The sequence below is a fragment of the Nitrospinaceae bacterium genome, from assembly GCA_018669005.1.
Taxonomy (GTDB): domain Bacteria; phylum UBA8248; class UBA8248; order UBA8248; family UBA8248; genus UBA8248.
Window position 1 is genome coordinate 1 of the sequence record JABJAL010000074.1, and the last position, 18,655, is coordinate 18,655.

The 18,655-nt window shown below is 50.2% G+C and carries 15 protein-coding genes; 7 read left to right on the forward strand and 8 right to left on the reverse strand.

The window, feature by feature from the left end; all coding sequences use genetic code 11:
- On the forward strand, positions 1-836 hold an 836-nt coding region (locus HOJ95_11660; protein MBT6395356.1), incomplete at its 5' end, for an SDR family oxidoreductase.
- A 24-nt stretch (positions 837-860) separates the two neighbouring features.
- On the opposite strand, the gene lsrF is transcribed toward HOJ95_11660, so the two are convergent.
- Positions 861-1,751 (reverse strand): 3-hydroxy-5-phosphonooxypentane-2,4-dione thiolase, encoded by an 891-nt coding sequence (gene lsrF / locus HOJ95_11665; GenBank protein ID MBT6395357.1) that lies wholly within the window; start codon positions 1,749-1,751, stop codon positions 861-863.
- Positions 1,752-1,957: 206 nt separating this feature from the next.
- Positions 1,958-3,247 carry a response regulator gene (locus HOJ95_11670; GenBank protein ID MBT6395358.1) on the reverse strand — a complete coding sequence of 430 codons (1,290 nt, stop codon included), beginning with the start codon at positions 3,245-3,247 and terminating at the stop codon, positions 1,958-1,960.
- A 352-nt stretch (positions 3,248-3,599) separates the two neighbouring features.
- Between HOJ95_11670 and HOJ95_11675 the strand changes: the two genes are divergently transcribed.
- Complete coding sequence (locus HOJ95_11675) at positions 3,600-4,343, forward strand: dienelactone hydrolase family protein (GenBank protein ID MBT6395359.1); 744 nt, start codon at positions 3,600-3,602, stop codon at positions 4,341-4,343.
- Between the two features lie 48 nt (positions 4,344-4,391).
- Positions 4,392-5,288 (forward strand): DMT family transporter, encoded by an 897-nt coding sequence (locus HOJ95_11680; GenBank protein MBT6395360.1) that lies wholly within the window; start codon positions 4,392-4,394, stop codon positions 5,286-5,288.
- 38 nt (positions 5,289-5,326) lie between these two features.
- On the opposite strand, the gene HOJ95_11685 is transcribed toward HOJ95_11680, so the two are convergent.
- The 3 genes from HOJ95_11685 to HOJ95_11695 form a co-directional block, all read right to left on the reverse strand.
- A complete protein-coding gene (locus tag HOJ95_11685) occupies positions 5,327-6,040 on the reverse strand; it encodes a hypothetical protein (protein MBT6395361.1) in 714 nt (237 codons plus the stop codon).
- Between the two features lie 103 nt (positions 6,041-6,143).
- A complete protein-coding gene (locus HOJ95_11690) occupies positions 6,144-6,905 on the reverse strand; it encodes a hypothetical protein (protein ID MBT6395362.1) in 762 nt (253 codons plus the stop codon).
- A gap of 121 nt (positions 6,906-7,026) precedes the next feature.
- Positions 7,027-8,367 carry an amidase gene (locus HOJ95_11695; protein ID MBT6395363.1) on the reverse strand — a complete coding sequence of 447 codons (1,341 nt, stop codon included), beginning with the start codon at positions 8,365-8,367 and terminating at the stop codon, positions 7,027-7,029.
- A 116-nt stretch (positions 8,368-8,483) separates the two neighbouring features.
- On the opposite strand from HOJ95_11695, the gene HOJ95_11700 reads away from it, so the two are divergent.
- The 4 genes from HOJ95_11700 (at position 8,484) to HOJ95_11715 (ending at position 16,948) form a co-directional block, all read left to right on the forward strand.
- The gene (locus tag HOJ95_11700) at positions 8,484-8,987 is read left to right on the forward strand and encodes a DNA-binding protein (protein ID MBT6395364.1); all 504 of its coding nucleotides are present in this window, start codon (positions 8,484-8,486) and stop codon (positions 8,985-8,987) included.
- Between the two features lie 563 nt (positions 8,988-9,550).
- The gene (locus tag HOJ95_11705; protein ID MBT6395365.1) at positions 9,551-11,776 is read left to right on the forward strand and encodes an FdhF/YdeP family oxidoreductase; all 2,226 of its coding nucleotides are present in this window, start codon (positions 9,551-9,553) and stop codon (positions 11,774-11,776) included.
- Between the two features lie 131 nt (positions 11,777-11,907).
- Positions 11,908-12,870, forward strand: coding sequence for an aminopeptidase (locus HOJ95_11710; protein ID MBT6395366.1), 963 nt, complete (start codon positions 11,908-11,910; stop codon positions 12,868-12,870).
- A gap of 157 nt (positions 12,871-13,027) precedes the next feature.
- On the forward strand, positions 13,028-16,948 hold the full coding sequence (locus tag HOJ95_11715; protein MBT6395367.1) for a hypothetical protein: 3,921 nt from the start codon (positions 13,028-13,030) through the stop codon (positions 16,946-16,948).
- Between the two features lie 31 nt (positions 16,949-16,979).
- On the opposite strand, the gene HOJ95_11720 is transcribed toward HOJ95_11715, so the two are convergent.
- From HOJ95_11720 to HOJ95_11730, 3 genes are all read right to left on the reverse strand, one after another.
- Entirely contained in the window at positions 16,980-17,483 is a 504-nt protein-coding gene (locus tag HOJ95_11720; GenBank protein MBT6395368.1) for a hypothetical protein, read from the reverse strand.
- A 66-nt stretch (positions 17,484-17,549) separates the two neighbouring features.
- Positions 17,550-18,398 (reverse strand): carbon-nitrogen hydrolase family protein, encoded by an 849-nt coding sequence (locus tag HOJ95_11725; GenBank protein MBT6395369.1) that lies wholly within the window; start codon positions 18,396-18,398, stop codon positions 17,550-17,552.
- Positions 18,399-18,419: 21 nt separating this feature from the next.
- Entirely contained in the window at positions 18,420-18,605 is a 186-nt protein-coding gene (locus tag HOJ95_11730; protein MBT6395370.1) for a 4-oxalocrotonate tautomerase, read from the reverse strand.
- Between the last annotated feature and the right edge of the window lie 50 nt (positions 18,606-18,655).

Below are 18,655 nucleotides of genomic sequence, written 5' to 3' on the forward strand. Positions count from 1 at the left end.
GGGCGCTTTCGGCGATGGAGATTTTTGAGGTCGAATATTGGGCGCTAGAGCGCTCTAAGCTGGCCCCGGTGTCTAAGATGTTCGCGGGCGAGGTGGCACTTGTAACGGGAGCGGCCTCTGGTATCGGGAAGGCGTGTGTGGAGTCGCTCATGGCTCGCGGAGCTGCCGTCGTTGGCCTTGATCTAAGCCCGGAGATCGAGTCAATTTTCGAGACGCCTGAATATCTTGGGCTTGTATGTGATGTGACGAGTGATGAGGCAATTTCCGAGGCGTTGGAACAGGCCGTAAGCCGTTTCGGGGGAATCGACATGGTGGTCTTGAATGCCGGGATTTTTCCGGCCAGTCGCGAAATTTCCGAAATATCGTCCGAGGAGTGGCGACGGGTGATGAGTGTCAATACGGATTCAAATTTGGCGCTAATGCGCGAGTGTTATCCATTGCTCAAGCTCTCACCCTGCGGCGGTCGCGTAGTTGCAATCGGCTCAAAGAACGTTCCTGCACCCGGGAGCGGTGCGGCAGCCTACTCTGCATCCAAGGCAGCGCTGGTTCAATTGATGCGAGTAGCGGCCCTGGAATGGGGCGGGGAGGGTATTCGGATCAATATGCTTCATCCCAATGCGGTGTTCGACACGGGTGTCTGGACGGATGAGGTTCTCGCCTCTAGAGCCCAAAGCTATGGGTTGAGTGTGGAAGAATATAAAAAGCGTAATGTGCTGAACACAGAGGTGACTAGCTGCGATGTGGCTGAACTGGCTGCCGAGATGTGCGGCCCGCTTTTCGCTAAAACCACAGCGGCCCAAGTTCCCATTGACGGTGGAAATGACCGCGTTATTTAATTTTCAATTCCGATAATTTCTCACCTAAGAGCCAGATAGCTCGCTTTTAAGGGTCTCGTATAGCTCAAAAGCTTTTTCCGGAGACTCGCCTTCGTGGACGACAGTACGCACGGCCTGAATCATTGCCACTGGCGAGTCGGACTGGAAAATGTTTCTCCCCATATCAACGCCGGACGCGCCTTGGTTCACAGCACGATATGCCATGGTCAGGGCGTCGAGTTCGGGAAGTTTTTTGCCTCCGGCGATAACGATTGGCACGGGGCATCCGGCGGCGATTTTCTCAAAGCCTGGTTCGACATAGTACGTCTTGACGTAATGCGCCCCAATTTCTGCTGCGATTCGCGTTGCCAGTCCAAAATAGCGGGCATCGCGCTGCATGTCTTTGCCGACCCCGGTCACCGCCAGGGTGGGGATGCCGTAGCGCGTTCCTGTGTCGATTAGCTTAACAACGTTGGCAATAGATTTGTGCTCAAATTCGGCGCCAATGTAGATTTGCGCCGCCATGGCGGAGGCGTTGAGCCGTATCGCGTCCTCTATGTTGACGCCGACAAGCTCGTTCGAGAGTTCCGTGTGAATGCTTTGACCAGCGCTGCAGCGCAAAACGATGGGTTTGGTTGATTCCGAAGGAACGCAACTACGTAGCGCCCCGCGGGTGCACATCAAGACATCGGCATGCGGAATAAGCGGATTGATGTTGAGGTCGATGCGCTCTATGCCTGTGGTGGGCCCTTGGAAGTAGCCATGATCGAAGGCCAGCATGACGGTGCGACCGGTTCTGGGGTTGAAGATTTGCGAAAGGCGATTTTGCATGCCCCAATCGAGGGCACCTGAGCCCTTTAGAAAAAAGGCGCGGTTGCTCTGGGGTATCCCGATTCCAAAATCTTTCCCGTCTTTTATGTCGTCTAGATCCGCCATATGCCGCCTCCGCTAGTAATTCCTGAATTTGGCACCGTATTGATTCTGTCAGGTCGCCATATTCGAAAAAAATTATTTTGATAGCAATCCATTAACTATAGCTAAAAAACGATTATACAGAAAAAAAGAATCAAAGGTGGAATGCCGAAGGGGAACTGCTTGGGGTGGAGTGGATTCGATTGTGCAGATCGCTTCCCGGTAGGGCGTTATTTTTGCCAGTTTTGTGCTTTTTGAAGCATTGCTTGCGCTTCCTTGAAGCCGGGTTCAATGGTAAGCGCTTTTTTCAGGAGAGGAATCACTTTGTCCCACTGTTTTTGGAGGACATAGATTAGCGACTTGTTGTAATAATTTATGGCGATTTGAGGGTAATACATGATTGCTTTGTCAAAGGCGCGGGTTGCGACATTGAAGTTTTGGTTCCTGAGTGCCAAGGTGCCGAATCGTGTGAAGATTTCCCGGTCATCCTGCATCACTTTGGCATTGATGGCTCGCTCGTATATTTCATCGGCCTTTTCGGTTTTGCCCATCATTTGTAGTGCTTGCCCCAGGCCTACAAGAGCGGGAATACTTTCTTCGTTGAGAGCCAAGGCAGCCTCAAATTCAACGACGGCGCCATCGTGCCATTTCTGTTTGATGTATTCTAATCCCCTCTCAATGAATGTTTCCTCGCGAAGATCGAAACGTTTTCGTGCGCTGGGATCAATTTTCTCCGCCTGGACAATGACGCGATTGGCGTATGAGGGGTTGCCCTTAGACAGATAAACCTCGGCAAGGCCGCAAAATAACTCCATCAGGCCATTCCTGAACGCCTCCTCGGCGGCATCATAGTCGCCCTGGAGGCGGATGTTTCTGGCGAAATCGGCCGCCATCACCATCGGTTTCATCGCCTCATTGGCTCTCTCTCGTTCGTCGTCGAACGAGACAACATACTTGTGTAGCGTCAGCTCAAAAACTTTTCTGAAGTGAACCTCTTCCACTGGTTTTTGAAGGAAGGCATTTGCCCCGAGGGAGGTGGCTTTATCTAACAGGGTTTTTTCCACACCCTCCCATAGGTAGACAACGGGAGTGTCGATGTTTTCGCTGGCCTCTCGTAAAGATTCAAGAACGCTTGTTCCATTTACGTTAGAAAGCGTCTGGCCGATAAAAATTAGGTCGAATTTCTTTTCTTTCGCGTAACTTATAGCTCTGTAGCCGTCGCCTGTGTAAGTAACGTTGCTAAGCTGAAAATCAGCGAATAGTCCTTTTAGTCTAGGTATATGGAGGGGGGATTTTTCCGCCATTAACACGGAGATTGAAGAGTTCACTTTTTGGTAGGATTGCTCGCTGGAATTTTTTGGCGGAGCCTTCTTTTTTTCTGTAGCTTTGGTTTTTTTCGTCTTGGAGGTCGTGAATGGAGTTTTCTCTTTCGCCTTTGAAGTAGCGAGAGTATCTTGCATGGGCGGCACGGCAGATTTGTTGTCTGGCGTTTTGGATGTCGGGCTTGCGGCGGGACTCAAAGAAAAACTCCTTTCGGTTCCATTCTTTGAGATTCAGGTGTTGTCATGATGAAGTATCATTACCTGAATTTTAGCGTCTCTGGGGGGAGACAATGTTGGCCACACCCTCCGAATATATGAAATAATTATGTTGATTGAAAGTGGTTTTTGAAAATAATGTGGGGTAAATCATATATAAGTGACATTCCTGATTTTTGATAATGGAAAAGATGCAAGGTGGTTTCGTTTTTTATTGGAAATGTTTAATAATATTCATTTGCCGGATCTTTTTATGTTTTGAATGTGATTTTTTTTATTACTAATAATTTCGTAAAAAATGAGCTTCGGTGGGGAGGAAGCTTTTGGGGAAAAAATGATTGAGGAAACTGTTGAAATTGATACTGATGATGGATTGATGACTGTCCACGGGTTTTGTCCCGACGAGTTGAGAGAGTACCCGGCTGTTATTCTCTATATGGATGCCTCGGGCATCCGCGAGGAACTGAAAAATATGTCCCGGCAAATTACCTCTCAGGGGTATTTTTGTCTGCTTCCCGATCTATATCATCGGCTCGGCACCATTCGATTCGATCCTGAGAGGCGAGATGGGAATCGAGACGATGCGATGAAAGATGTAGTAACTGCCTGTCGTCTGAGCTTGAACAACGCAGGCGTAATGAGAGATACGAAGGGGATGCTAGCATATCTCGACGGACACGAGAGAGTAAGAAAAGGCGCGAAAGGTTGTATAGGTTACTGCATGAGCGGTCAGAATGTCGTTTCGGCGATAGGAACTTTTCCGGAGCATTTTCAGGCAGGGGCCGCCTTATACGGGGTCGGGGTCGTGACTGAGAAGGAGGATTCTCCTCATTTGTTGGCTGGGCGAATGAAGGGAGAACTTTATTTCGGATTTGCCGAGGTGGATGATCTGGTGCCGGACAATGTGATCCCCGATCTTGAAGCAACATTGAAGAATAATGGAATTGCATATGAGTGCAAGGTATTTCCGGGGACCCGGCATGGTTTTTGTTTCGAGGAGCGCGCAGTATATAATCGTGATGCAGCCACAGAAGTATGGGAAAAGGCATTCGCTTTATTTAAACGCCGCCTTGGATAAAAAACATCTTCCTCGCAAAGTGCGACTTCTTGTCTCCGGATAATTGATTTGCTTGAAATAATTCACCCGAATATTTTGGCGTTGAGCGCCGCATTTTTTGTAGCGGTGGCTCGAATGTTTTATCAGGTTGCACTTGGCAGCCTGAATCCCACCTCTGTAACTATTCTAGTTAATGTCATTTCTTTCGCGACGGCATCATCCTTGTATTTGTATGATGGGGGTGTGGAGAAATGGCCATATCAAGGCTTGCTTTGGTTCGTGGGAGTGGGTCTCACTGGTTCTCTTTTCGGGCGTTATATGAGTTTTGTCTCACAACGCCTTGTGGGTGTTGCCAGGACATCTATTGTGATGCAGTCGATGCTTGTCTGGTCCACAGCTTTGGCCGTTCTCTTTTTGGGGGAACACGTAAGTCTCGGTATTTTGACTGGCTCTATATTGATTATGTTCGGTGGAGTCTTTTTGGTGAATGAAAAGGGTGAGGTTAGCAAGGAAATTCCTCTGCACTATTACTTAGCCCCATTGTTGACTGCGTTGAGTTTCGCGATGACATTTCTCCTTCGTCGCTACGGTCTGGCATGGATTCCTTCTTCCCCGCTCGGAATGAGTGTGAGCAACATGACGGCTTTGATTGTTTTGGGGCTTGCCTTACCGTTTGCCGGTGCCCCAAAAAAAGAGAAAGACAATCAGAATGTTGCTGGAAAAAAAGGCGGTAATGGTTTGTTTTTCGCTGTTCTTGGAGGGGTTTTTAATGCGTTGGCCGCGATGTTGTTCTGGACGGCAGTTCAGATGGGCGATCTTGTAGAAGTTGTGCCAATTAATAGATTGTCCGTCATGTTCGTGATTCTGTTCTCGTGGATATTTTTTAGGCGCCAGGAGCTTATCAACTGGCAGGTTGTCCTTGGTGGTGTGCTTTCCGTTGTAGGGGCTTTTATTCTTTTTGTCTGAACGAGTCTTTGTAGAGAAAGCTGAAAAGGATGACAGATTTAATGTTTTAGCGGAGAAGTTTCTCCGAGCCGCCGTTTAACTGCATTTATGACCGATAGGTTGCTTGTCATAATTGGAATTTCAGGAAATTCACTGCGAAGCTCGGGTAATGCGCTGACGGCGGGAAGGTTGGTGCATGATAGGAAGAGGCAGTCAGCGTTCTTGATTGTTTCTCTGCCCACATTTGCCCTTACGAATTCCGTGATTTTTACCGCTCCCTGGCGACCGATTTCTAGATTGTCCGTAATCCCCATGCCGTGGATGGAAAGAACATCGAAGCCGTCTTCTATTAAGCTCTGGCCGACCGCATCAGTCAGATTTTGAACATAGGGTGTCATCACAATTAATTTTTTTGCGTTGAGAAGTGCGAATTCCTCCGAGAGAGCCGAAAGGATTGAAATAGCTTCAGAACTCGTTTCTCGCTCAATTTGGCGCATGATTTTTCTGTCGTGATTTTGTCCAAAAAGTGCGCCGCCCGACGTACATCCAAATACCGTTATGTCGGGCTTTACCGTATTCAGATCCATGTTGGCGAGGTGAAGCCATTTTTCAATCATTTCAACTTCGGCTTCTTTAGTTGTCTCCGGTAGGTGCATTCTGGCGGTGGCAATTTCAAACGATTCTGAAAGTTCTCGATGAAAATCCATTTCCATTGTCATGTTGGACGAAGGGACTAGAAGGCCGACGCGGAGGTTTTCTTGTTGTTTGCTCATTTTATGGCCTCGAATTTGGTGAAGGTTTTTTAGGGAACTTGGAGTGCCATAAAGATTTTGCCTTGAGATCGCTGTTTGTCAATTTGACCAGGAAGGCGTTTGGCTAGCGTTTTCCGAATTTTTTTCTCAATTCGGCTTTTTTGGCTGAAGACATTCCCCTAAACAAGGAGGATTTCTTGAGTTTTGCCTTCTGGGAGCGGGATAGTTTTTTTAGTCCTTTAACCGACCCTCCCTTAAGGATCCCGGAGGCCCTTACTTTTTCGAGGTCATCTTTATTCAGCCCGAGTTCTTGCGCCTGGTTCTGAATAAACATGAATGTAAGGTTCTCGATGATTTTGCCGGGGCCGCCAGAGATGAAAAAAGAGGCAACAAAAGCAATGGCGATTGTGACAGCGCTAATGGCACCAAGTTGTTTGGCGGTGCGCCAATTCCCGGATTCCATATCGAATGATGTTTTTCGATGTCTTCTGTCGTGCTTTTGGGGGGGCTTGTAGGGTGTTTTAGATTTAGAATCTATTTCCTGTATCAGATTTTCTGATGGAAGGTGCCCTATTGTTTCGTTCTTTCTCTGGCGCTTGAAGTGCTCACATTCATGGTAGTTGGCTAGGCAGACTTCTGTTTGAGTTTTCCTTAATATTTTTGCGTAGCCCAAGGTTCGCATCCTCAAGCCTTGTCTTTGCTTAGAGGTTTGTCCTTTGCAAACATTTTGAGAAGATGCATGGTTGTAGGGAACTCCCTTATCGATGGAACTTAGATAAGTGCATGACTGACCGCTCGAGAGTGAACGATTGAGCTTCCCGCCCTTGGGAGCATCACCTGGAAAGGGCTTTCCCTTGTTGGGTCCACCTATTCGGATACCTGACATTCTTGCCTGCCTCCTGGCCTGATTGTGAGCCTAGAAGAATAATTCGAACTTACTTTCAATTATAACAAACTTTAGAGCTTAAGAAGCACTGTCAAATCCTGAATGGGAATCACCGATGCTTTCATGGATTTGCGATTTCAACACCCCAACCCAGTTCTGCCTCGCACCAGGCGGCCGCTGCGAGTAGCGAAAAGTCCTCAAATTTTCTGCCAATAAATTGAATTCCAAACGGAAGGTTGTTTTCTCCCCGGCCCAAGGGGAGCGTTATTGCGGGTAGGCCCGGTTGTGTGGCGGGCTCATTGAAAAAGGCGCTGCCAGTCGATTCTTCGGCAAGTGCAGGAGGTTCTTGAAAGGATGGAAGGACCATGAAATCGAATTCGGCCAATAAATTGTCCAGATCTCGCATGAGGCGGCCTCTTTGGCGGAGTCCTCGGGCATATTCAAGCGCACTGGATTTGAGGCCGTTTTCAACGAGCGTCCTGATAACCGGGCGATATTTGTCCGCGTTCTCTGAGAACATCTTTTCATGGTAGGTCGCGCCATCAACGTTCATAATCATCCGGTGGGTGTCGTGCAGTACTTGGAAATCAACGGGATATTCGATTTCCACAATTTCGACCCCGCCAGCTCGAAGTTTTTCCACTCCTCGATCAATCCAGTCGCAAACTTCTGCTGATGCATATTTGTGAATCCCGCTCTTTGGGTAGCAGGCTTTTTGGGGTTTGCTTGTCGTATGCAAAACGATTTGAGGAGATTCGAAGCCTTGTGTCGTCTCGTCCGCGTCATCGGGGCCGGCCATGTGGGCGAGAAGCAGGGCGGCGTCCTCCACAGACCGGGTCAGAGTTCCGATATGATCGAAAGTCCAGGAAACTTCCACAACGCCGGCGCGCGAAATAAGACCGTAGCTGGGCTTGAAGCCGATAACGCCACAATAAGCAGATGGACGAAGAACCGAGCCTCCCGTCTGGGAGCCCAAGGCTGCGGGTACCATGCCGGTAGCCACCGCCGCCGCCGAGCCGCTGCTGGAGCCCCCAGGGCTGTGAGCGAGATTCCAGGGGTTGCGGGTTTCCGAAGGGTCTCCGGTGGCAAATTGGGTGGTGACGGTTTTGCCCATAATCACCGCGCCCGCCTCTCTAAGCCTTGCGACGCAATGAGCATCTTCGTTAGGTATCACTCCTTTAAGGATGGGGGAGTTGGCTTCGCAGGGAAGACCCTTGACGTTGATAATGTCCTTCACGCCGATTTGCGCGCCCGTGAGAGGCCCCGGTTCCGAATGGCTGGCATCGAGCTGTTTTGCCGAATCGAGAGCGCCTTGTTTGTCGAGCGCCGTCCATGCATGAATTCTTTCCTCGCATACATCAATCCGAGTGAGCAGCGCTTCGGTCCACTCTGTCGTAGTTAACAACCCCTGGGAAATTTTTTTAATGCCTTCGCTGAGCGTTAGCTCCCAGAGGTTGGACATGACAATAAAACCCTTTTTATGTTTGAGATGATATAGAGAGTACACAATACATTAAAAGCTAGCGCTGCGATAGAATATTGGAAATCATTTTTTGAATTATTTGAGAGGAGATTATTATGATAGTTGGAAGCGGAGGCGCCATAAGCCAGACTATTGTAGCGCGTTTCGTGGTGGGCGAGGATTTGCTTGAAAGTATGACGCAGGTGTGCAAGGACGAGGGCATTCGAAATGGCATCATTCTCACTGGGTTTGGGAGCGTTTCAAGGGCGGTGGCCTCGGGAGCGGACACCGACAAATTTCCGCCGAAAAAGTTTTATTCAATTGATCGATCAGAGGGCATCGAAATTCTGGCGATAAGCGGAGTTGTCGCAGATTTCCATGTTCATGCCCACGTGTCCTACTGCACGAAAACGGATTCTTTCGGTGGTCACCTTGAGGCTGGGAACACCATTTTCAGCCTGGCCGAAGTCGCGATTGCCGAAGTGGAGGGATTCAATCTCAAACGTTTGCGAGATGATGTGACCGGCCAGCGTCTTCTGCAGGTAGTGGACACCTACGAGGGCCTGCCCGACGAGGGGGAGGGTGGTAGCCTCCACGATGTATCAAGTCATATCAGTTAGGAGATTTTGGGTCGGAAAATAAACGACAACACGTAAGGCAAAAGAAAATAAATACATACGGGTGGATGCGGTTTGTGTTGTCTGGATAATGAAAATAATTACATGTATTGTTTTTTGAAATCTAACACAATAATTACATGGAGTTTACCATCCGATAACTAGTTCCTTCAGTGTTTTATCTATATTTTATCCATCGAAAGTAACCAGCTGATGGATAAGACATGCTAATTAAAAACGCGAAGAATAACGAAGACTTCCAAATCCACTTTTTGCTCACTCGAAAAGTGTGGAATGTGCTTCCGAGTGCCGGTCGCCTGCCTAAGATTTCCTTGAACTATCCCGCTTCACCCACCCTCCTTTAGATCCCATATCTGCAGATGACGACCGGCAGCGGAGCACGTCTTCTTGGCGTGCTCCTTTTTATTAAGTTTCTCTATGTTTACCCCACCGTAAGATGAGCTCATCTCCCTGTATTTTGTGAATTCCCGATTCGCGCTATCATTGAAATATATTCATATGTTTAGCAGGGAGTTTTCTGGCTGTACTGGCAGGAGATGTCGCAAATGAAAATTTCTTGGAACCCGGCCCTTTGGGTGGGGCTTGTCCCTAACGGGTTTGGTAAGGTAAAGCCGAATCATTACCGCGACATGCTTAAAGTCGTTTGGCAAAATCGTGACGAATTGCCCTTTGCCTGGAGAATTTTAAGGGATGGGGTATGTGACGGCTGCGCCTTAGGGACGACGGGGCTCCATGATTTTACGATGGACGGAATTCATCTGTGCATGTCTCGCCTAAACCTGCTCCGCCTGAATACGATGCGTGGGATGGATGTCAGTGTCCTCGAAGACATTGAAGGTTTAAAGAAAATGACCGGCGCCGAGCTCAGGGAGCTGGGTAGGTTGCCTTTTCCGATGATTAGAAGGCGCGGCGAGCCCGGCTTCAGGCGGATAGACTGGGATGAGGCATATGGTGTAATGGCCGAGCGCATCCGGGCCACAAACCCGAGTCGGATTGCCTTCTATCTGACTTCACGCGGCATCACGAACGAGGTCTACTACGTTGCTCAGAAGGCAGCGCGATTTCTAGGCACTAACAACATTGACTACTCGGCTCGAATTTGTCATTCCCCCAGCACCGTCGCACTTAAGCAAAGCCTCGGTGTAGCGGCATCTACATGCTCCTATAAAGACTGGCTCGATGCCGATCTTCTTATCTTCGCGGGTAGTAATACGCCCAATAGCCAACCGGTTACGACAAAATATATTTATCTGGCCAAGCAGCGTGGGGCGAAGGTAGCCGTTATCAACCCGCACCGCGAGCCGGGGCTTCAGCGCTACTGGATTCCCTCTGTTCTTGAGAGCGCGATGTTTGGCACGAAGTTGGCCGATGAATTTTTCTCCATTCACACGGGTGGTGATGTCGCTTTTTTGAATGGTGTTCTGAAATATCTAATTGAGCAAAATTTGGTGGACAAAAAATTTATCCAGGACAAGACAGAGGCTTTCGATGGTTTAAGGGCGATTCTGAATGAGCAGAGTTGGGAGCTTTTAGAGTCGCACTCTGGTGCTTCACGTAGCGAAATACAGAAATTTGGAGACATGTATGCGTCTTCCCGCAAGGCCGTATTCGTTTGGAGTATGGGTCTCACGCAACATGTCTTTGGTGTTGAGAATGTCCAGGCGATCATTAACCTCGCCCTCGCCCGGGGGATGGTGGGCCGCGAGGGCTGCGGCGTCATGCCCATTCGGGGGCACAGCGGGGTTCAGGGGGGCGCAGAGGTGGGGTGTGTCCCTACAAATTTTCCGGGCGGCGATGCCATCAACACTGAATCGGCTAAGGCGCTCGGGGAAATATGGAAGTTTGAGCCTCCCTCCCAAGTAGGACTATCGGCGGTTGAGATGGTCGAATCATCCCATGCGGGAGAGATGGATGTGTTGTATTTCGCCGGAGGAAATTTCATCGAAACGCTTCCCGAGCCGGATTATGTTCGAGAGGCGCTCGGGCGGATTCCACTGCGGGTTCATCAAGACATCGTGCTTAGCACCCCAATGCTTGAGGAGCCGGGCGACACTGTTCTCTTGCTTCCTGCACAAACTCGGTACGAACAGGCAGGAGGTGGATGCGAGACGACGACGGAGCGCCGAATAATTTTCAGCCCCGAGATTTCAGGCCGCCGGGTTGGTGAAAGCAGGTCGGAGTGGCAAATATTGATGGAATTGGCAGAGCACGTGTATCCCGAGCGCCGAGATGAAATTCATTTTGACGATGCCGCTTCGATTCGAACTGAAATTTCGAAAACAGTGCCTCTTTATGGGGGGATTGAAAATTTGGAGAACAAGGGTGATGCCCTGCAATGGGGCGGCAGAAGGCTCTGCGAGGGAGGCAACTTCGGTACCCCGGACGGAAAAGCGCATTTCAAGGCACTCAATCCCCCTGCATTGGAAATTCCTGATGGCTGGTTTTTCCTCAGCACAAGACGCGGCAAGCAGTTCAACAGCATGGTCCTTGAAAGGAAAGATTCTCTCACCGGGGCTGGTCGCGATGATGTTTTGATTAGCAAAAAAGATGCGGACGATATGGGGCTCCGGGATGGCTCACTGGTTGTTCTTAAGTCCGAGGCGGGAGAATTTCGAGGCCACATCAAGGTGATGCCCATAAAACCCCGTAACGTGCAGGTGCACTGGCCGGAGGGGAATGTATTGATCAAGCGGGGACACCGCGATCCCAGAAGTGGGGTGCCTGATTATAATGCGATGGTTCAACTCATTCCTGAAGATGGGGCGCTTTGAGCTCGCATCTTTTGGTAATCCGCTTCGTGGTTTCTTGTCCGCGAATTCTGGTGTAGTTTCAGGCCAGCTGAATCAAATTTTGTCATTTTGTTTCTGTTCTATTCGTTGCGAAATAGTTCGGAGGTGTGTAAGTGGAAAAGGGAGCGAGAATTCTTGCCCGAGATTGCGCCAAGGTGAAGGATGGGGAGGCGGTTCTGGTCGTCACCGACGAGGTGCGTTTGCCTATTGCTGAGATCGTAAAAAAAGCGGCTGAGGAGGCGGGCGGAAATGCCACGCTTGTTATTTCTCCCCCGCGAAAGATAGACAACCAAGAGCCTGTGGAGGAAGTGTCGGCCGCGATGCGCCGGGCCGATGTTATCATTATGCCGGTGACACATGCCCTCTCCCATACGCGGGCGGTTCGCGAGGCCATCGGCGAGGGTGCGCGCGTACTTTCAATGACGGCGTTTACCGAGAACATGATGAAAACGGGCGGATTGATGGCTGACTTCAGCGCACGCAAGCCCCTTTGCGATGCACTGGCGAATCGTCTCACGGCGGCTGTGGAGGTCCGTGTGACGAACGCGGCAGGAACGGAGTTGGAGATGAGCCTGGAGGGTAGGGCCGGGAACAGCCATTGCTGCATTGTTGAGTCGCCCGGTTTTTCCGCCGTTCCCAATATCGAGGCGAATACCTCGCCCAAGGACGGCACCACGCAGGGGCGCCTCGTGTGTGACGGGAGTATTCCCTATTACGGTGTAGGGATTATTAGAGAGCCTGTTAATTTTCGGATAGAAAACGGATTTGTCGAGGAAATCACAGGCGGCGAGCAAGCCACGTTTTTATCGAATCTCCTTGCCGAGCAGAATGATAAGTGGGTTTATAATATTGCGCAGTTCGCCATTGGCCTGAATCCGGAATGCAAGGATTTCACGGGTGAAATGCTCAACGATGAAGGTGTAAACGGAACGATCCACATCGGCATCGGCACCTCGGCCAATCTGGGTGGGGGCGTTCAGGCGAGTACACATTTTGATGCCATCATCAGACAGCCTTCGGTTTGGTTTGATGAAGAGCCGATTATTGTTGACGGAAATATCGTGGCCGAAGCCTAGCCGGTCAGATGCATAGTTCCGATTACGCCGGGGTAGAGAATACAGAAAGGCTAATTACTGAAAACTACTTCTTTCAGCTCTTTCGATTATTTTCTTACCGATTTTTGTTACTATTCCCGCGTTTATCGCCTGACTAAATTTGTGCGTGAGAGGTTGAATGTCGAGTAACGGCTCTTATCGTATTGGTGTTGATGCTGGTGGCACGTTTACTGATGTCACGGCCCTCCGTGTCGAGGATGGCGACATATTCACCGCCAAGATTCCTTCTACTCCCTCCGATCCATCCCAGGCCTTTAATTTAGCAATTCAAACGATATTGGAAATCTCCGGGGCCGATCCCTCAGATGTCACTTCTCTAGTTCATGGGACCACTGTTGCAACGAATGCACTTCTTGGTAGGCCGAATCAAAACATGGCGCTAGTTGTGAATGAAGGTTTTCAGCATGTGCTCGAAATAGCGCGCCAAAGCGCCCCCGAGGGATTTGGCAGTTCATATTTTTGGGTGAAACCGTCGCGATTGGTTCCGGTGGAGCGTGTATACGAACTCGGGGGGAGAATAGATTTCAAGGGGGAGGAAATTTCACCCATCGATGAGGAACTGGCGCGCGATCTGGCCTACAAGTTGAAAAAAATGGATGTTGAGACTGTTGCGATATGTCTGCTTCATTCTTATGCGAATCCTGCCCACGAGCGTTTGTTGCGGAAATATTTTTCCGAGGAGCACCCTGAATGCTACGTGTCGCTCTCATCTGATGTGCTTCCCGAGTATCAAGAATATGAGCGTGTGGTGGCTACCATCATGGATGCGGCATGCAAGCCGGCTATCAGGAGCTATTTTGATCGTGCAATAGAGAACTTATCCAACATATTCCCGGCGACCCCACCTTTTCGCATCATGACATCCAATGGGGGTGTAACTGGGATGGCCAGGGTTGTGGAGCATCCGCTTTCCACTGCGATGTCAGGCCCGGCCGCAGGAGTGATCGCCAGTGCGCATTTGGCGTCGGTGTCTGGAATTAATAAGGCAATCACCCTCGACGGGGGCGGCACTTCCACCGAAGTTTCCATGATTGAGGATGCGCATCCGATTATCGCAACGAGTTCTAAACTGGGAAACCATGAAATTAGCCTGCCGATGATTGATATTGCCACCGTTGGGGTCGGTGGCGGTTCAGTTGCCCAGGTCACCGGGGACAAAAAACTTCGTGTCGGTCCTCGTAGCGCTGGCGCAGTTCCGGGTCCCATGTGCTATGGGCGCGGAGGCGAGGAACCCACTGTCACCGATGCGCTACTCTTTCTCGGCCTTTTACCTGAGAGCTTGGCGGGTGGAGAGTTATCTCTAGATTCGAGACAGGCATCTACTGGTATCGAGCATATCGCAAAGGATCTGGAGATTCCTCCGCATCGCGCCGCGCGAGGCATCGTCAGCATGGCGGCATGGGAGCATGCCCTGGCGATTCGCGAGAAAACGGTTCATGAAGGCAAGGACCCGCGCGAGTATGTGTTAATTGCTTTTGGTGGAATGGGGCCTCTCCTAGCATCTGAAATTGCGGGGATTCTCGGAATAACTGAAATTGTTGTTCCGGCACGAGCCGGGAACAATAGCTCGGTTGGCCTTGTAGAGGTTTCTCCTCGCTACGACTACGTTAAAACACATCTGTCTATTCTGAACGATGCTTCACTTGCAGACATTCAGAGTCAATTCGATTTGATGATGCTCGATGCTGCTTCGGATCTTGATGCTGACAATATTTCCAGTGAAAGGCGATCTTTTTCTCGTTCGCTGGATTTGCGTTATTTCGGAGAAGGCCAGGAAGTCGGTGTCGAAGTGCCACACTTGGATTCAAGCGCGTTTGATTTGGCTGCCGTATTGACAGCTTTTCATGCCTCCTACCGAGAGAGATTCGGTAATCATCATTTAGAAAGCGAACAGGTAGAGCTGGTCAACCTTCGCCTGACTGCTATGGGGTCCGCTGAAAGTGCGAATATTCGGTCTGTGGAGGAGGGAGCGGGAGTCGATTCCGCCCGTAATGGGGAGCGCCAAGCGGGCTTGTCGGATGGAGAATTCGTCTCAGTGCCTGTCTTTGAGCGCGAAAAATTAGGAAAAGGTGGAGTAATCGAGGGGCCGGCGATTATCGAGGAGGCGGGCTCAACAATTTTCATCCCACAGAAGGCAAAGTGTGAGACGGATGAATGGGGAAGCATTCGGATCCATCTCGATATTCAGACAGATTCCTCCGCTGCTGCTGTTGACGAGAATTCGAATGAAGAGGCGTCGATTGTTTGTGAAATCATTAAGGGGGCCCTTGTATCCATTGAGCGTGAGATGGAGGGTCACGTTGAAAGAGGGGCCCGTTCCTCTTCGATGAGAGATACCCGCGACATCCGGGCGGCGTTGTTCGACAGTAAGGGCCGTAAACTTACTGGCAGGTCATTTCCAACAACCATCGGCCCAGTATTGAGTACCTGGGCTCAGAACGAAATTCATGACGGGGATGTCATTATTTGGAACGACCCTTATTTGTCCGAAGGGGGAGCTCCGAATCAATTAGGTATGTGTATATGTTTTCCAATTTTCTTTGAGAAAAATCTATCGGCTTTTGCTCTTTTATATGGCTGCCATGACGATATGGGGGGGATGCTTCCTGGAACGCTTCTTTCTACCGCCACGAATATTTTCCAAGAAGGACTTCTCGTTCCTCCGATAAAGATTTGCGAGAGAGGCGATTTTAATGAGGTTGCTCTTGAGGTAATTGCCCGCAATAGCCGGGGTGCGGAGGACATCCGTGCCGATATTCATTGCGAAGTTGCCGCCTGTCATGCTGGTGGTGCTCGGGTCGTGGAACTCTGCGGGCGATTTGGTGCCGAAGCCGTAGTCTGTGCGTTTGAGGCGTTGATAGAGAGGGGAGAAAAAGCGATTCGAGAAGAATTGCTTTCCAGAATTCCGGATGGTGCCTACGAATTCGAGGATTATATCGAGAGCGATGGCGTGAGTAAAAATAAGGCTCATGCTCTTAAAATAAGGATGACCAAGACGGATGGAAAACTAGGGCTCGATTTTACCCAGATATCTCCTCAGACGATGGGCCCTATCAACTGGCCAGTCGGTTGTTCGGATGGACTATTTCTCAAAAACTGGTTGGCGCCTCTGCTTCGCAATCTAGCTGGAAGTTATGAGCGGATGTTCGAAATCGATATCAATGGGGGCGTTGATTCGCTTATAGATATTGTGTTTTCTGAGCCGGGTAGTTTGCTAACCCCGATTTTTCCCGCGCCCACATCCATGAGTTCTTTCACTGCATCTCGGGTGCTCAGCTTGTTTTGCGGTGTCCTGGGCGTAGCGACGAAGGGGCGTTTTCCTGCCGATCAAGAAACGAGTCGTCATTGGGGTCTACGGGGAAAGACAGACGACGCGGAGTCGTTTCTTTTTCGAGAAAACTTAGGGGGAGGGACCGGAGGAAGGCCCTGGGCTGATGGAGAGGATGTTGTCCACATGATTCCAGGCTGCCGCAATTACTCTACGGAGCTAACAGAGAGCCATTTTCCCGTTCGCGTTGAGCGTGTTGCCCTGTCCCCTGATTCGGGTGGAGCAGGTAAGCGCCGAGGTGGTTTGGGATATTTGAAAGAATTTCGCGTTCTTTGTGATTGTTCGGTGTTCAACTACGGGGCACGCTCGGTTTTATCGCCCTGGGGCGTGAATGGGGGAAGGGCCGGTGGTCTTCTCCGTATAATTGTAAATCCTGGCACGCCGGTCGAGCGGGAAGTGCCGGGGTTGAGCGATGGGGTGAATGTAATAGAGGGCGATTTAATTCGAGTTGTCACCACAGGTGGCGGCGGATGGGGCAATCCTTTTGAGCGCGAGCTTCAATATGTCCGAAGGGATGTTCTATGGGGGAAGGTGACATTTGACGGCGCCATGCGCCATTACGGTGTTGTTTTCTCAGAGGAGAAAAGCTTCAAGGTGGATGCCGGCGGGTCTCAGGCGTTGCGTCAGATGATGGGGCAGCGAAGAAAAAATCCGCCTTTTATTGATCGCGGGCCCAATTTTGCAGCGCTTAAGGGACGTGGCGTTTTGTGAGAGGTGCTGTATTGATGAAGGTCCCCTGCTACTAAAACCCCTTCGACATCGAGAGGCCGAGAAAAACCGCGATAAGGGAGAGAAGCATATTGAAGAGATTTGCCTTCTCGACAGCCCGGATAAGTCGGAGTCGCTCTTCGGTTCCCTCAGAGGGTGGGCGACCGTTCCCGGCAGGACCCATCCCTCGCGTGAGGCGAAGCCCCAACCCGAAAAACTGAAAACTTAATCCCATTACAATCAAGAAAACGGTTCCCAGCTTTAGCCCGAGAGGAACGAAAATCGTTCCGAATCGCGGGCCCATGGCAACTTTCACACCAGTCAGATACCACGCCCCCGACATGATGAGCACACCCATGCAGAGCAGCACGAACGGATGGTAGAAGCGGAGTAGAGACACCACCTCGCCGGCGAACTCCTCGGGAGTGAGTCTTTTCCTCAGGTTCGCCACGAGAATGGAGAAAAATGTCATCCCGCCGATAAAAAAGCATGCGAATGCAAGATGGGCATAAAGTATCCAGAAATAACTTCGCGACATAAATTGCCCTTTACATAAAAATCCCCGGCATTTTACCGGGGATTGGCCGAGGAAATAATATTCAGATCAGGGGCTTGTTTTCTCTTTCGGAAGAAATTTGTCATACATGTCAGGACGTTGCCATTGGGAAAGTATCCCCGCCTTCGCCCCGTTTTGCTCCGAGGAGTTTGGGCTGTCTTGCTGTGCTCTTAAGTCTCGTATTCGGTCGAGATCAACATCCACGAGGAACATTCCTTCTTTCGTGCTCTCAAAAATGACTTCCTCTGGCGTTGCCACCATGGCAAGCCCTCGCTGGCTTTTGTCAAACAGGTTTTGTGTCGTGACGACAACGGCGAGGTTTTCGATGGCACGCGACCAAATCAGATTTCGCCAGCTTCCCCAAAGTTTTCGCTTATCCACACCTGCGGGGAGGAATATGATTTCCGCCCCTCTGATGGACAACGCGCGAGAGACTTCAGGCATATAGACCTCACTACACATGGCGAGGCCGACTTGGGCCTGGGGTGTTTCGAAGACGGGGTATTCGTTGCCCTCTGTATAGTTGAAGTCCCAGTATTTGCCGCCCCTGTATATCCACGGGCCGGGTGGGTGTGTCCGTCGATATTTGCCAGGCGCTCCCTCACCAGGGCGGGCCAGCATCAACAGGTTGTAGGCTGTGCGTTTTTCATTGTCGATGGGCTCAAGTGTGCCGTATTGAACATAGACACCACAGCGCTTGGCGGCTTCGGCCATAGCTTCGTTCGGGTCGAACGTGGCTGGCATGCGCCATGGGCCCGGATATGATTCGGGAAATGTAATGAATTCGGCGCCCTGCGCTGATGCTTGTTCGATGAATTTAATCGCGTCGTCGACGTTTTTCTCATCGTCCGGCGGCATATGGCTCATGGGTTGAACTACTGCAATTCGAAAGCTCATGAAAGCGCCCCTTTTAAAAATCTATTTATCAGAGAATAAGGTGCCAGCCATGGCCCATGAATCTTTGCTGAAATCGTTAAAGGTAACGATTATCACTTCTTTTGGGGCGCCGGCATGTTTGTGGATTGTCTCTGTAATCTCCTCGGCGATAGCGCTTTTTTGCTCTTTCGTTCTGCCTTCTAGCAGGTTGATCTGGACAACGGGCATATTATCGCTCCTCTTGAAAAGATTGTTAAATATTATCCATTTGATCAGTT